Below are 14,216 nucleotides of genomic sequence, written 5' to 3' on the forward strand. Positions count from 1 at the left end.
GCTAGATCAGCTCGAAAGCCGCGAGCACATGCCATGCGGCGATGGCTGCGAGCGCGAGGATGATGAGCTTGAACACGAGATAGGACGCCCAATGCCCCGGAAAGGGCAGAAATCTGCGCCAGTCGTTCTTAAGCATGGGCGTGGTCTCCTCTCGCGATCTCCGCGCGCGTCTCCTTCTCCCACTTGTGGGAGAAGGTGGCCCTCGCGTCAGCGAGGGTCGGATGAGGGTCCGTGACGCGTTTCGATGATTCCATGCGCAGCGAGCCCTCATCCGACCCGACTTCGTCGGGCCACCTTCTCCCCCAGAGCGGGAGAAGGAGTCGCGCGTCTTGCTTGTTGGATAATGTTCGGGCGCAGTGAAGCTTCATCGCTTCACCTCCCATGTCGTCGTGCCGTCCTTATTGTCCTTCAGCGCGACGCCCATGGCCGCGAGCTCGTCGCGTATGCGGTCTGACTCGGCCCAGTTCTTGGCAGCGCGGGCGGCAAGGCGCGCGTCGATCAATTGGAGTTGCACGATACTGAGTTGTTGGTCGCTGCGCGCAACTAGATCGATCCCCAGAAACTTACCACAGGCCACCAATTCACCGGCGGCGTTCGAAGCCTCTTCGTCAGAAACCGGCGAAGGATAAGGCCCTCCGGGTTCTACACCGACCAACGGCGAAACACGGTTCGCGCGAGCCGCGTAGCTTGACATCAAACTAAAAGCCAAGTGCGCGTTTAAGTCCTCGCATAAAGCGTTCACAAACTCTACTGGCGCCCGCTGCTCGACGTAATCAGCCCGTCGGACAGTGTTCCTCCAGCGGTTTAAGGTCGCCTCCGCCTCCTCGAGCGCCTTCACGGTAAAATCGATCGGCTGGCGATAATGCGTGCGCAGCATGGCGAGGCGCAGCACCTCGCCCGGCCATTTCCGCCCGCCGAAATTCTCGGTGTGCAGCAGCTCGTTGATCGTCACGAAATTCCCCAGGCTCTTGGACATTTTCTCGCCCTCGACCTGCAGGAATCCATTGTGCATCCAGTAATTCGCCATCGTCTCATGGCCGAAGGCGCAGCGCGTCTGGGCGATCTCGTTCTCGTGATGCGGGAAGACGAGATCGATGCCGCCGCCGTGAATGTCGAAGACCTCGCCCAAATGTTTCCACGACATTGCCGAGCATTCGAGATGCCAGCCGGGCCGACCGCGTCCCCAGGGAGACTCCCAGCCGGGCTCGCTCTCCTTCGACGGCTTCCACAGCACGAAATCCATGTCGCCGCGCTTATAGGGCGCGACATCGACGCGGGCGCCGGCGATCATCTCGTCGAGCGGGCGACGCGACAAGCGGCCATACTCCGGCATGGACGGCACATCGAACAGCACATGGCCGTCCGCCGCATAGGCGTGGCCGGCGGCGATCATCTTCTCGATGAGGGCGATCATCTCGGCGATATGTTCTGTCGCGCGCGGCTGCACGCTGGGCTCGAGGCAGCCGAGCGCCTTCACATCCTCCTGGAAGATTTTATTGGTGCCCTCGGTCAGCTCGCGGATGGCGATTCCGCGCTCGGCGGCGCGCGCGTTGATCTTGTCGTCGACGTCGGTGATGTTGCGGACGTAGGTGACATGATCGGCGCCATAGAGATGGCGCAGCAGGCGAAACAGCACGTCGAAGACGATGATCGGCCGCGCATTGCCGATATGGGCGTAGTCATAGACGGTGGGGCCGCAGACATACATGCGCACATTCGCCGGATCGAGAGGACGAAACTCCTCCTTGGCGCGCGTCAGCGTATTGTAGAGCTTCAGAACGGGAGCGTCGGACGACATGAATTTCCCCTCGGCCTGCCGGCCCGGGGCGTCATTGCGTGTCATGAAGAGAGACGTGACGGCTCCGGCCAGCGATTGGGCTAGCTGATAATGATCCGACAATGGATGCAGGAGTGGAGCGTGCTCGTCATGGGCGCTAACATGCGCGCTCCCCGGCCGTCCGTCAAGTCGCAGACCGCGCCCTTCGCCGGAGCGCATGAGGCTTTCCTTGATCCCTTCGCCGGAATAAGTCACAACAACGCGCGCTGCGGCCCTGCGTCGCGGCGCGGGCTTCTTTTTCCGGAACAGGGTCAAATGGCGGAAATCTTGCGCGTCGGCGTCGCGGGCTTGGGCACGGTGGGCGCATCGGTCGTGCGGCTGCTGCAGAGGCAGGCGCAGGCGCTGGCGGCGCGCACGGGGCGCGAGATCGTCGTCACGGCGGTTTCCGCCCGCGACAAGGGCAAGGACCGCGGCGTCGATCTCGCCGGCGCGACCTTCTATGACGATCCGATCGCCCTCGCCGCCGCGGACGGCATAGATCTTTTCGTCGAGCTGATCGGCGGGTCCGAAGGGCCAGCGCGCGTCAGCGTCGAGACCGCGCTCGCCAAAGGCAAATCCGTCGTCACCGCCAATAAGGCGCTGCTCTCCGCCCATGGCTCGGCGCTGGCCGAGCTGGCCGAGAGCCGCCATGTCGCGCTCGCCTTCGAGGCTTCGGTGGCCGGCGGCATTCCCATCGTCAAGACGCTGCGCGAAGGCCTCGCCGGCAATTCGATCGAGCGCGTCTATGGCATTCTCAACGGCACCTGCAATTATATCCTCTCGCGCATGGAGGCGGAGCGCCTCTCCTTCGAGGAATGTCTGAAGGAGGCGCAGCGCTTGGGCTATGCCGAGGCGGACCCGACCTTCGACATTGGCGGTTTCGACACGGCGCATAAGCTGTCGATTCTCGCCTCGCTCGCCTTCGGCGCGAAGATCGCGCCCGAGGCGGTGGAGATAGAGGGCATAGAGCGCGTCACCCTCGCCGATATAGACGCGGCCGGCGAGCTCGGATTCCGCATCAAGCTGCTCGGCGTCGCCCAGCGCACGGCGCAAGGCATAGAGCAGCGCGTGCACCCCACAATGGTGCGCAAGACCACCGCCATCGCGCAGGTGATGGGCGTCACCAACGCCGTCACCATCGACGCCGACGCTGTGCATGAGCTGACTTTGGTCGGCCCCGGCGCCGGCGGCGACGCCACCGCCTCCGCCGTCGTCGCCGATATCGCCGACATCGCCAAGGGCGTGCGCTCCGCGCCCTTCGGCCTGCCGAGCGCTTCGCTGCGCAAGCTCGAGCGCGCTCCGGCGGCGCTGCATGAGGGCGGCTATTACATTCGCCTCGCCGTGCCGGATGTGCCCGGCGCCTTCGCCGCCATCGCCACCGCAATGGCGGAGCGCAAAATCTCGCTCGAGAGCATCATGCAGCATGGCGCGCGCGCGGCGCGGCGCAGCGGCGCGGCTCAGGACGGCGCCCAAGTCGGGGTGATTCTCATCACCCATGCGACGACCGAGCGCCTGGTGCGCGAGGCGCTCGACGCCATCTACGCCGACGGCGTCATCGCCGAGCCGGCGCAGGTCATCCGCATCGAGCGCGAATAGCGCATCGCCGGAGAAAAACGCATGGCGCGCCCCGCATCGGCCGCAGAAAAATCCCTCGATCGCAATCTGACCCTCGAGCTCGCCCGCGTCACCGAGCGGGCGGCGGTAGCGGCGGCGCGCTGGCGCGGGCGCGGCGATGAGATGGCCGCCGATCAAGCCGCCGTCGACGCCATGCGCAGCGAATTGGGCCGGCTGGCGATTCGCGGCCGCGTCGTCATCGGCGAGGGCGAGCGCGATTCCGCGCCCATGCTGTTCATCGGCGAGGAAGTGGGCGCCGGCGGCGGCCCGCGCGTCGATCTCGCCGTGGCGCCGCTCGAGGGCTCTACGCTCTGCGCCAAGGATATGGCGGGCGCGATCTCCATCGTCGCCATCGCCGCGGCCGGCTCGCTGCTCTATGCGCCGGATGTCTATATGGACAAGATCGCCATCGGCCCCGGCTATCCGCCGGGCGTCGTCGATCTCGACAATGAGCCCGGCGCCAATATCGCCGCTTTGGCCGCCGCCAAGGGCGTCGCGGCGCAAGATGTCACCATCTGCATATTGGACCGGCCCCGCCATGCCGAGCTGATCGCGCGCTGCCGCGCGGCGGGCGCATGCGTGCGGCTCATCAGCGACGGCGATGTGGCGGGCATCATCTTCACCGCCCAGCCGGCGGAGACCGGCGTCGATATGTATCTCGGCGCCGGCGGCGCGCCGGAGGGCGTGCTGGCGGCCGGCGTGCTGCGCTGCGTCGGCGGCCAGATGCAGGGCCGCCTCGTGCTCGACAGCCCGGCCAAGACGGCGCGCGCGGCGGAAATGGGCGTGCGCGATCCGCGCAAGAAATATGAGCTGGAGGAGCTTGCCTCCGGAGATGTGGTGGTCTGCGCGACCGGCGTCACCGACGGGCCGCTGCTGTTCGGCGTCGTCTTCGGCAAGGATGCGATCGAGACGGAGACGCTCGTCTATCGCTCCTCCACCGGCACGGTGCGGCGCATCAGCGCCCAGCATCGCGTGAGCGGGAAATTCGAGCTAGACTAAAAATCCTTCGCCCGCGACGCTTTCTTTTCCAGTCCGAGGAATTGACGATTTCCGCGCCCATCTCCGATCGCACCGGCGAGCTTCTGCGCCACCTCGCCGCGAGGCCGGGCCACGATGAAGTGAAGGCCGATTTCCGCGAGCTTCTCGTCGAGGAGTTCGGCGTCGAGCGCAGCGCGCTCGAATTCGAGCGGCGCGTCCCCGAGGTGCGCGGACGCCTGGACGCCCTCATCGGCCGCACCGTCTTCGAGGCGAAATCGGACCTCGCGCGCGAGTGGCCGGATGTGGAACGGCGCATGCCGGACTATCTCGCCGACCGCGAGCGCGAGGAAAGGCAGAAATTCGTCGGCCTCGCCTCCGACGGCCAGAAATGGGCGGCCTTCGAGCTGGCCGAAGGGGCGCTGACCCTCATCAAGGAAACGCTCCTCGACTTGGAGCGGCCCGAGGCCTTTCTCGCCTGGCTCGATGGCGTCGTCGCGCTGAAAAGCTCCCTGCCGCCGGACCCCATCACCATCCGCGCGGAGCTCGGCCAGGACTCGCTGGCCTTCCGCCGCGCCCATGCCGAGCTGGCGGCGCTCTGGACCGCGCTGGAGAGCGACCCCGCCGTCGCCCTCAAGCGGCAATTATGGGCGGAGCTGCTCAAGCTCGTCTATGGCCGCGAGGCCGAGAACGAGGCGCTGTTCTTCCAGCACAGCTTTCTCGTCATCGTCGCCAAATCGATCGCGCTCGCCGTGCTGGGGCTGCGCGAGGACGATCCCGCCCGGCTGCTCTCGGGCGAGGCCTTCGGCGCCGCCGGCATTCAAGGCGCGGTGGAGAGCGATTTCTTCGACTGGGTGGTCGCCGATGCGCGCGGACAGGCGCTTGTGCGCCGCATCATGGCGCATGTCCGGCGCTTCCGCCTGCATGAGGTCGAGAGCGACGTCCTCAAAATCCTCTATGAATCGCTCATCGACCGCGACGAGCGCCACGGCCTCGGCGAATATTACACGCCCGACTGGCTCGCCGCCAAGGTCGTCAAGACGGCGGTCGACCGCCCCCTCGAGCAGCGCGTGCTCGATCCCGCCTGCGGCTCGGGGACCTTCCTCTTTCATGCGATTCGGCTGTTTCTGGCCGAGGCGGAGGACGCCGGCCTCGATCCGGCGCGGCGCGCCTTCGAGGTGTCGCAGCATATCGCCGGGACCGACATTCACCCGGTCGCCGTCATCATCGCCCGCGTGACCTATCTTCTCGCTTTGGCCCCGGCGCTGGCGGTGCGGGCAGGGGCGATCTCCGTTCCCGTCTATCTCGGCGATGCGATGCAATTGTCGATCAGCCAGCTGATGGCGGGCAAGGAGCTGACCATTCGCGTGCCGCCGCCGCCGGCCGGCCAGGGCCGCAGCGGCGAGATCGACGCCAATGGCCGCGAGCAATTGGATTTTCCCGACACGTTCTGCCGCGATCCGGCGCTGTTCGACAAAGCGATCGAGCGCATGCGCACCGGCTCCGAGCAGAACATGACGCGCGCGCAGATCGAGAAGGCGCTCTATCGCATCTCCGAGCAGCATTACCGCGCCGATGTGACGCGCGAGCAGGAACTGGCCATCGCCGACCTCGGCAAGACCTATGTGACCTTCGACCGCCTGCGCCGCGAGGGGCGCGACTCGGTCTGGGCCTATGTGGCGCGCAATCTCTCGCGCCCGCTCGCCTATTCGGCCGGGGGCGGCTGGGCGCATGTCGTCGTCGGCAATCCGCCCTGGGTCGCCTATCGGCATATGAGCGTCGATCTGCAGAAGCGGTTCAAGGAGCTGGCCAAAGGCGAGCGGGTGCATGTCGGCGGCAAGTTCGGCACGCAGAACGATCTCTGCGCGCTGTTCACCGTGCGCGCCGCCTCGCTCTATCTGCACGCGGCTGGACGCATCGCCTTCGTCCTGCCGATGGCCGTGCTGTCGCGCGGACAATTCGAGCCGCTGCGCAAAGGCTCTTTCGATCCCGCCTGCATCCAATGGGACGCCGCCTGGGTGATGAACGACGATGTGCAGCCGCTGTTTCCCGTGCCCTCCTGCGTGCTGTTCGGACGCCGCCGCGCGACATCGAGGCCCGTGCCGGAGGAGGTTCGCGTCTACTCCGGCGCGCTGCCGATGCGCGACGCGCCGGAGGAGCTGGTCGATCGGCTGATCGGCGAGGGAAGGTTTTCGGTCGTCGAGAAAGCGCCGCGGCCTGCGGAGGGAAGCTTTTCGGGCGGCTCGGCCTATCGCTCATCCTTTCGGCAGGGCGCTACGCTCGTGCCGCGAATGCTCTGATTCGTCGAACGAAAGGCCATGGGGCGCTTGGGCGCCGACACGGCAGCCCCTGTGGTGACGAGCCGCAGATCAGGCTTAGAGAAAAAGCCCTGGAAGGATTTGCCAGGCGTCGAGAACAAGGTCGAGGCGGAGTTTCTTCGTCCCGTGCTGCTCGGAGAAAGCATTCTCCCCTACCGGATATGGCGGCCATTCGAGGCCGTTGTGCCGGTCGACGCCGAGGCTGTGGTTCTCGACGCCGAGGCCGCCCTGAACCGTGGCTACGACGGTCTGAACGGATGGATGCGAAAAGCCGAAAAGCTCTGGAATGCGAACGCCGAATCCGAAAGCATGACGCTGGTGGGCCGCTGGAACTACCACAACGAGTTAGGTGCGCAATTTCCTATCCCAAAACTTCGCGTCGTCTACGCCAAAGCGGGATCATTGCTCGCGGCTTCCGTGGTGCGAGACGCAAATTTCGTCATCGACCACATGCTCTACTGGTCCGCGCCGGCATCGGAAGCCGAAGCCCGCTATCTCTGCGCCATCATCAACTCTGAGACGACCCGCGCCCGCGCAGAAGCGTGGCAGGCGCGCGGCCAATGGGGCGCGCGGCATTTCGACAAGGTGATCTTCAACCTTCCCATTCCCCGCTTCGATGCGAAAGACGCCACCCACGCCGCTCTCGCCAAGGCGGCGGCGAAGGCGGAAAAGCTGGCGGCGGGATTGGTTCTGCCAGAGGGCGTCAAATTCCAGCGCGCGCGCCGGCTGGTGCGGGAAGCGCTGGCCGATGCGGGCGTCGCGCAGGAGATCGACGCGCTCGTCGCCCATCTGCTCGACTCATAGGCTCGGGAGCTTTTCTTGTCCGTGAAATTTGTTCTGGCGCCCGTCTTCGCTCTCGTCGCTCTCGCTCTGGGGCTGCTCGTCGCTCTCGCGCGGTCGCGCATTCGCGCGCTGCGGGGCAAAGTGGTGAGGCCGGCCGATATTGCGCTCAATCGGGGCTGGCCGGACCAGATCGCCCAGCTCGCCAATTCCTACGCCAGCCAATTCGAGCTGCCCGTGCTGTTCTATGCGCTGGTCGCGCTGACGCTGGTCACGGAAAAGGCCGATCTTTTATTCGTCGCGCTGGAATGGGCCTTTGTCGTGACGCGTTACGCGCACGCCGCAATTCACATCACCAGCAATCATGTGCAGCGGCGATTTTTCGTTTTCACGGCGGGATTCGCGCTGCTCGCCCTCATGTGGGCGATCTTCGCCGCGCGGATCGTCTTTTCCTGACGATCCGCGGCCGCGAGCTCGAGGCCCAATGACATTCGCCGGCCGCATTATTCATGTTCGGCGGAACATGAATAATGCCTCGTCGCTATCGATTAGCGCGCTTTCCGATCGAACGGAATCGTTCGATCGATCAGAACCACGCGGTTCGGCGTCGGAGACGCGTCGCTCAGGATCTTTCCGCGTTTCGATGAAACATGGAAAGATTCTTCTAGCCCCGGCCGGCGGGAAAGGCGTTGCGCAGGCTCCGCTGGAGGGTGCGAACGGACACGCCCAGTTCCTCCGCCACCTCCTGTACCTGCGTCTTCTCCTGCCGTATGGCTTCGAAAGCCTCAGCGATCTGACCGGGGCTGAGCGATTTCGGCCGCCCGAGCGTGCAGCCGCGCGCCCGCGCGGCGGAGAGCCCCGCCCGCGTTCTTTCGCTGATGAGGGAACGCTCGAACTCGGCCAGCGCCGCCATCATATGGAACATCAGCCGGCCGCCCGATGAGGTCGTGTTGATATTCTCGGTCAGAGACTGAAAATTGATCCCTCTCTTTCCGAGCTTATCCATCAACGCGACGAGACCTGGCAAAGACCGGCCGAGCCGATCCAGGCGCCAGACGACCAAAGTGTCGCCGGACTTCAAATTCTGCATCGCTTTCTCCAGTCCGGCGCGACTGAAATCAAGTCCTGATCGTCCATGATCCGTAAAAATTTCATCACATCCTACCTTTTCTAAGGCTTTGAGCTGCAGATCGAGTTTTTGCTCGTCTGTTGATACTCGCGCATAGCCGACGATCATTATTCGTTCTCGTGTCTCGATGCCAAAACGGCGCTGCCACGTCGTAAAGAATCGGTTTTTGTCTACCAAACCATCTCATTACGAGACAGAAAGGCTTGACAAAATCGGTCCTTTCTTGCCTGCGCCTTGAAATATGCGCTCGGTTAAAATAATCCTGTAATTACAATGCTAACATGCGCACGATGTCACAGGATTTTTACGCGCTAGTTATGGTCACAAAGGACCGTTTATGCCGCGAAATCGGGAGTTCGACGCTGCAGCCCTGCACCGACGCGGGGATGAAAAAATGTCTTCATTCCCTTCGAGCTTCGGTGGCGACGGGCTTGCAGTCCCGGACGAGCGCGCGGCCCACCGCGACCTCGAGGCCAGGGATATCCGCGTGTCGGACACTGTCACCGGAATGATGATCGCCGCAGTCTCCGGCGCGGTCGTCGGCTTTCTGACGGCCGGAGGGGTTGCTTGCGCGGCTCTGGTCTTCGTGTCGGCGATTGTCGGCGCCTATGCGGGCTGGCAGGCGCGAGGCGGCGAATGATGGCGGACCATTCCTCACGCGCCTCCGGCGTGGCGCCATTCGGACGGCGGGGCTTGCGCCGCGACGACGAGCCGGCCAGCCGGCGCCGATCCGGGGACGAGCAGAGCAAGTATCGGCGCGTCAGACTGCGGACGCTCGGCGCGGAGCTGACGCTCGTCTATATCGCGGACTTTCAAGGCCTGGCTCCGCAATTTCTGGTCCGGTTCGACGAAGACGGGCCATATCTTTCCGTCGGGGATCCAGTCGCGTTTTCGCTGGCGTCGAAGGAAGAGCCGATCGGTCGTGAGTCGCCCCGCCGTCCTCGCGTCCTCTCCGACGCCGATTCGGAGCGGAACCGAATCCTGCTCATAGCCGGAGACGAAGACGCGATCGATCGCGCCGCCGCTCAGCCTCAGCAAAATCGTGGACAAATTCCACTCGACACAGCGGATATAGCCGTGGACATGCTCATCGGCTACTCGATCGAGGCCGTCGAACGACGGCTCGTCCTGCGCACATTGCGCCGTTTCAACGGCGATTATCGACAGACTGCCTTCGCTCTGGGGCTGTCCACGCAAGAATTGTCGGCGAAGCTGCTGGCGCTGCTCTACGCGGACGCATCCGCGACCGCGGAATAACGCTGTGGAACGATCTTCGCCGCGCGGATCGCCTTTTCGTGACGATCCGCAGCGGCGAAGCGAAACTCAGTATTTGCGGCCGGTCTCGAGCTGGGTCTTGGCGTCGAGCGGCTTCTTCGGCGGCGGGGTCAGGTCGGGCTGCGACTGAGCCGCGCAGGCGGCAAGGGAGAGAGCGAGCAGAATGGCGGCGAGCGGACGAAGAGAGCGCATCTTTGGCTTCCGACGGTATGTGTGGAAAACGCCGTGGCTTTTGCGGCGCAACATGACTTCAGCTAGGCTATTTTGGCCAGATTGTGGCCGTGAGCGCTACCATGACGATTTTCTGAGACTTTTTGCCTTTCCATGCGCTATCTGACCTCTCGAGCGCGCTGGCGCTGGCCTGCCGGCCCGCGAGGCCGTAAAGCAGAGCCGACATGACTCCCGCCGCACAAGTCTCCGCCGCCATAGAAATCCTCGCCGAGCTCGCCGAACGCCGCCGTCCGGCCGCCGATGCGATCAAGGATTGGGGGCTTTCGCACCGCTTCGCCGGCTCCAAGGACCGCGCCTCCATATCGAGTCTCGTGTTCGACACGCTGCGCAAGCGCGCCTCGGCCGCTTTCCTGATGGGCTCGGACGCGCCCCGCGCCGTCATCATCGGCGCGCTGCGCGAATCGGGCGGGCTGACCGTCGAGGAGATCGCGGCGCTGTTCTCCGGCGAGGGCCACGCCCCCGCCCCGCTCACGGATGCGGAGCGCGAGCGCCTCGCTGCGGCGACGCTCGAGGGCGCGCCGGCGCATGTTCGCGGCGATTATCCCGAATGGCTCGCCGAGCGCTTCGACGCCGCTTTCGGCGCGGCCGCCGCCGAGGAGGGCCGCGCTCTCGCCGCGCGCGCGCCAGTCGATCTGCGCGCCAATATTCTGAAGGCTTCGCGCGAGGACGCGCTGCGCCGTCTCGCGCATCTCTCGCCGGAGCCGACGCCTCTCTCGCCACTCGGCCTGCGCATCGCGCCGCCGGCCAAGGGGCGCGGCCCGGCGCTGACGGCCGAGCCCGCCTATGTCAAAGGCCTGGTCGAGCCGCAGGATGAAGGCTCGCAGCTCGCCGCTCTGCTCTGCGCTGCCGAGCCGGGCGAGCAGGTTCTGGACCTTTGCGCCGGCGGCGGCGGCAAGACGCTGGCGCTGGCCGGGCAGATGCACAATCGCGGGCAGATCTACGCCTTCGACGACGACGGCCGCCGCCTCACCCCCATCTATCCGCGGCTCGAGCGAGCCGGCGCGCGCAATGTGCAGGTCCGCGCCCCGCGCGGGAAGACGGAAGTGCTCGCCGATCTCGAAGTGCGCTGCGGCCTCGTGCTGATCGACGCGCCCTGCACCGGAACGGGAACCTGGCGCCGCCACCCGGACGCCAAATGGCGCCTCGCCCCCGGCGCGCTGGAGCAGCGCATCGCCGAGCAGCGCGAGCTGCTGGACAAGGCCCCGCGCTTCGTGAAGGCTGGCGGGCGCGTGGCCTATGTCACCTGCTCGCTGCTGATCGACGAGAATGAGGCGCAGATCGCGCGCTTTCTCGAGGGACATGCGGATTTTTCCGCCGTTCCGGCCGAGGAGGCGACGGCCAAGGCCGGGCTGCCGGAGCTGGCGCGCTTCGCCTCGCCGCATGGGGCGGGATTTCGCCTGACGCCGCGCACGGCGGGGACGGATGGGTTTTACGTGTGCGTGCTGAAGCGCGGGTGAGCGGCGGCAAGTATCGTTTCGCAAATGCCGTCGAGGTTTCGATAGATTTCCGCGTTGGTGAGACGCAACACGCGGTAGCCATTGGCGACGAACCATTCGTCACGTCGCCTGTCGTAGGCGATTTCGTCTTCTGTGGAATGAGTGGCCCCGTCCACTTCGATTACGAGCCGTGCTTCGGCGCAGAGAAAATCCGCGATAAAAGGCCCACAAGGCTCTTGTCGGCGGAAGGAAAGGCCTGCGAGGCGATGGGCGCGCAAAGCATACCAGAGCTTGCGTTCGGCGTCCGTCAGCTCACGCCGGAGCGATCGCGCGCGCTTCGTCATCAGGCGGGTCTGCCGCATCCTGGCCCCCTCCGGCTCGCTTCGCTCGCCACCTCCCCCGCTACGCGGGAGAGGGGAGAACGCCGCGGTCGTTGTTCTACTGACAAATTTTGCGCAATTTCGATGACGCGCGCAATCTGCCCCCTCTCCCGCGGGAGCGGGGGAGGGTTGGGGAGGGGGCGCGCCGCGCTCTTGCGCATTGCCGACGACGAGAGGTAGTCACTACCTCTCACGCGCCCCCACACACGAAAGACCAGCATGACCGCCACTGAGAGCTTCCACCACGAAATCACCGATCGCCACGACAAGCTGCTGATCGTCGATTTCGGCTCGCAGGTGACGCAGCTCATCGCGCGGCGCGTGCGCGAGGCCGGCGTCTATTGCGAGATCGCGCCTTTCCAGAGCGCCGAGCGCGCCTTCGCCGAAATCCGCCCCAAGGCGGTGATCCTCTCCGGCGGCCCCTGCTCCGTCACCGAGGAAGGCTCGCCGCGCGCGCCGCAGAGCATTTTCGACGCGAAAATCCCCGTGCTCGCCATTTGCTACGGCGAGCAGCTGCTGGCCGCGCAATTGGGCGGCGCGGTGGAGGGCGGCCATCATCGCGAATTCGGCCGCGCCGAGATCGGCGTCGTCGAGGAGAGCCCGCTCTTTTCCGGCGTGTGGGAAAAGGGCGGCCGCTATCCCGTATGGATGAGCCATGGCGACCGCGTCACCCGCCTGCCGGAGGGCTTTCGCGTCATCGCCGCCTCGGAGAACGCCCCTATGGGCGCCATCGCCGACGAGGCACGGCGCTATTACGGCGTGCAATTCCACCTCGAGGTGGCGCATACGCCGGACGGCGCCAAGCTCATCTCCAATTTCGTGCACAATGTCGCGGGGCTGAAATCCGATTGGACCATGTCGGCCTTCCGCGGCGAGGCGATCGAGGCCGTGCGCCGCCAAGTCGGCTCCGGCCGCGTGCTCTGCGGGCTTTCGGGCGGCGTCGATTCCGCCGTGGCCGCCGTGCTGATCCATGAGGCGATCGGCGATGCGCTCACTTGCGTCTTCGTTGATCACGGCCTGCTGCGCGGCGGCGAGGCGGAGGAGGTCGTCACCCTCTTCCGCGATCACTACAACATTCCGCTCGTGCATGTGGAGGCGCAGGAGCTGTTCCTGCAAGCGCTGGAAGGAGTCGAGGACCCGGAGGTCAAGCGCAAGACGATCGGCCGCCTCTTCATCGAGACCTTTGAAGAAGAAGCCAAGAAGATCGCCGCCGACGGCCGCGGCGCGCCGCAATTTCTGGCGCAGGGCACGCTCTACCCGGACGTCATCGAAAGCGTGTCCTTCTCCGGCGGGCCTTCGGTGACGATCAAATCGCATCACAATGTCGGCGGCCTGCCCGAGCGCATGAATATGAAGCTCGTCGAGCCGTTGCGCGAATTGTTCAAGGACGAGGTGCGCGCGCTCGGCCGCGAGCTGGGCCTGCCAGAGGCTTTCGTCGGCCGCCACCCCTTCCCCGGCCCCGGCCTCGCCATCCGCTGCCCGGGCGGCATCACGCGCGAGAAGCTGGACATATTGCGCAAGGCGGACGCCATCTATCTCGACGAGATCCGCAAGGCCGGACTCTATGACGTGATCTGGCAGGCCTTCGCCGTGCTACTGCCGGTGCGCACAGTGGGCGTGATGGGCGACGGCCGCAGCTACGACCATGTCTGCGCTTTGCGCGCGGTGACGAGCACCGATGGAATGACGGCGGATTTCTATCCTTTCGACATGGCGTTTCTCGGCCGGGCGGCGACGCGCATCATCAATGAAGTGCGCGGCGTGAATCGCGTGGTGTATGATGTGACCAGCAAGCCGCCGGGGACGATCGAGTGGGAGTAGCAGAGCGGTCATCGCATTGAAATCGGCGGGGCGCGCGGCTATGTTGAACAAATTAAAAAGTCGTACAACTTAGAGGCGCCGTCATGGCGAAGCCGTCAAAGAGCGAGCCCGCAATCGAAGGCGCGAAGCAATCTGCTCGGGCAAAGAGCGGAAGCGTGACAGGACGGGCGCTGCCGGCAAGCCACGCCGTCAATCAGGCTCGTTTCAACGCCGTGATGCAGGCGGCGGAGCGGTCGGGCCTGCTCGCGGAAAAGAGCGGACGCATCGGCGGGCGCGTCAGTCCAGCTCTGGTCGCCCAAGCGAAGCGCCGGACCGGCATAGAGGCGGACACAGATCTCATCGAATTCGCCCTCGCCTCGATCGCGCTCGAGGACGATTTCGCTGAAGCGTTCAAAAAGTCCCGCGGCAAGGTCGATCCCGATTTGAAGCTCGGCTTCTGAG

16 protein-coding genes are annotated in these 14,216 nt (G+C 65.3%); 10 read left to right on the forward strand and 6 right to left on the reverse strand.

The features are described from left to right. Nucleotide 1: 1 nt before the first annotated feature. Both K369_RS27955 and cysS read right to left on the reverse strand, forming a co-directional pair. Complete coding sequence (locus K369_RS27955) at nucleotides 2–136, reverse strand: hypothetical protein (RefSeq protein WP_256380986.1); 135 nt, start codon at nucleotides 134–136, stop codon at nucleotides 2–4. A gap of 228 nt (nucleotides 137–364) precedes the next feature. Next, nucleotides 365–1,798 carry a cysteine--tRNA ligase gene (gene cysS / locus K369_RS11330; protein WP_036294928.1) on the reverse strand — a complete coding sequence of 478 codons (1,434 nt, stop codon included), beginning with the start codon at nucleotides 1,796–1,798 and terminating at the stop codon, nucleotides 365–367. Nucleotides 1,799–2,092: 294 nt separating this feature from the next. Here cysS and K369_RS11335 point away from each other — a divergent pair, with 294 nt between their 5' ends. From K369_RS11335 to K369_RS11355, 5 genes are read left to right on the forward strand one after another with little or no spacing between them, the layout of a single operon-like run. Further along, nucleotides 2,093–3,412, forward strand: coding sequence for a homoserine dehydrogenase (locus K369_RS11335; protein WP_036291234.1), 1,320 nt, complete (start codon nucleotides 2,093–2,095; stop codon nucleotides 3,410–3,412). Nucleotides 3,413–3,433: 21 nt separating this feature from the next. Beyond that, the gene (gene glpX, locus K369_RS11340) at nucleotides 3,434–4,429 is read left to right on the forward strand and encodes a class II fructose-bisphosphatase (protein WP_026598919.1); all 996 of its coding nucleotides are present in this window, start codon (nucleotides 3,434–3,436) and stop codon (nucleotides 4,427–4,429) included. Between the two features lie 41 nt (nucleotides 4,430–4,470). Beyond that, nucleotides 4,471–6,705 (forward strand): N-6 DNA methylase, encoded by a 2,235-nt coding sequence (locus tag K369_RS11345; protein WP_036291237.1) that lies wholly within the window; start codon nucleotides 4,471–4,473, stop codon nucleotides 6,703–6,705. An 18-nt stretch (nucleotides 6,706–6,723) separates the two neighbouring features. Continuing rightward, nucleotides 6,724–7,527, forward strand: a complete 804-nt coding sequence (locus tag K369_RS11350) for a hypothetical protein (RefSeq protein WP_036291240.1) — start codon at nucleotides 6,724–6,726, stop codon at nucleotides 7,525–7,527. 21 nt (nucleotides 7,528–7,548) lie between these two features. Continuing rightward, entirely contained in the window at nucleotides 7,549–7,959 is a 411-nt protein-coding gene (locus tag K369_RS11355; protein WP_245278283.1) for an MAPEG family protein, read from the forward strand. A gap of 208 nt (nucleotides 7,960–8,167) precedes the next feature. Here the strand turns inward: K369_RS11355 and K369_RS11360 are convergent, their stop codons facing one another. Continuing rightward, entirely contained in the window at nucleotides 8,168–8,740 is a 573-nt protein-coding gene (locus K369_RS11360; protein ID WP_036291244.1) for a recombinase family protein, read from the reverse strand. 229 nt (nucleotides 8,741–8,969) lie between these two features. On the opposite strand from K369_RS11360, the gene K369_RS27145 reads away from it, so the two are divergent. Next, on the forward strand, nucleotides 8,970–9,272 hold the full coding sequence (locus K369_RS27145; RefSeq protein WP_198033104.1) for a hypothetical protein: 303 nt from the start codon (nucleotides 8,970–8,972) through the stop codon (nucleotides 9,270–9,272). A 14-nt stretch (nucleotides 9,273–9,286) separates the two neighbouring features. On the opposite strand, the gene K369_RS26445 is transcribed toward K369_RS27145, so the two are convergent. After that, nucleotides 9,287–9,682, reverse strand: coding sequence for a hypothetical protein (locus tag K369_RS26445; RefSeq protein WP_156967857.1), 396 nt, complete (start codon nucleotides 9,680–9,682; stop codon nucleotides 9,287–9,289). Nucleotides 9,683–9,709: 27 nt separating this feature from the next. On the opposite strand from K369_RS26445, the gene K369_RS26450 reads away from it, so the two are divergent. Beyond that, nucleotides 9,710–9,889 (forward strand): helix-turn-helix domain-containing protein, encoded by a 180-nt coding sequence (locus K369_RS26450; protein WP_156967858.1) that lies wholly within the window; start codon nucleotides 9,710–9,712, stop codon nucleotides 9,887–9,889. A gap of 66 nt (nucleotides 9,890–9,955) precedes the next feature. On the opposite strand, the gene K369_RS27150 is transcribed toward K369_RS26450, so the two are convergent. Then, nucleotides 9,956–10,099: a hypothetical protein gene (locus K369_RS27150; protein ID WP_198033105.1), complete on the reverse strand. Its 144-nt coding sequence runs from the start codon at nucleotides 10,097–10,099 to the stop codon at nucleotides 9,956–9,958. A 203-nt stretch (nucleotides 10,100–10,302) separates the two neighbouring features. On the opposite strand from K369_RS27150, the gene K369_RS11375 reads away from it, so the two are divergent. Next, nucleotides 10,303–11,595, forward strand: a complete 1,293-nt coding sequence (locus K369_RS11375; RefSeq protein WP_036291250.1) for an RsmB/NOP family class I SAM-dependent RNA methyltransferase — start codon at nucleotides 10,303–10,305, stop codon at nucleotides 11,593–11,595. Here the strand turns inward: K369_RS11375 and K369_RS11380 are convergent. After that, nucleotides 11,568–11,936 carry an endonuclease domain-containing protein gene (locus K369_RS11380; RefSeq protein ID WP_036291253.1) on the reverse strand — a complete coding sequence of 123 codons (369 nt, stop codon included), beginning with the start codon at nucleotides 11,934–11,936 and terminating at the stop codon, nucleotides 11,568–11,570. The genes K369_RS11375 and K369_RS11380 overlap by 28 nt on opposite strands. Before the next feature lie 237 nt (nucleotides 11,937–12,173). Between K369_RS11380 and guaA the strand changes: the two genes are divergently transcribed. Together guaA and K369_RS11390 are read left to right on the forward strand one after the other, a co-directional pair. Next, entirely contained in the window at nucleotides 12,174–13,775 is a 1,602-nt protein-coding gene (gene guaA / locus K369_RS11385) for a glutamine-hydrolyzing GMP synthase (RefSeq protein WP_051949222.1), read from the forward strand. Between the two features lie 155 nt (nucleotides 13,776–13,930). Next, the gene (locus K369_RS11390; RefSeq protein WP_245278179.1) at nucleotides 13,931–14,215 is read left to right on the forward strand and encodes a hypothetical protein; all 285 of its coding nucleotides are present in this window, start codon (nucleotides 13,931–13,933) and stop codon (nucleotides 14,213–14,215) included. Nucleotide 14,216 lies beyond the last annotated feature (1 nt).

It is taken from the genome of Methylosinus sp. PW1 (assembly GCF_000745215.1).
Lineage (GTDB): Bacteria > Pseudomonadota > Alphaproteobacteria > Rhizobiales > Beijerinckiaceae > Methylosinus.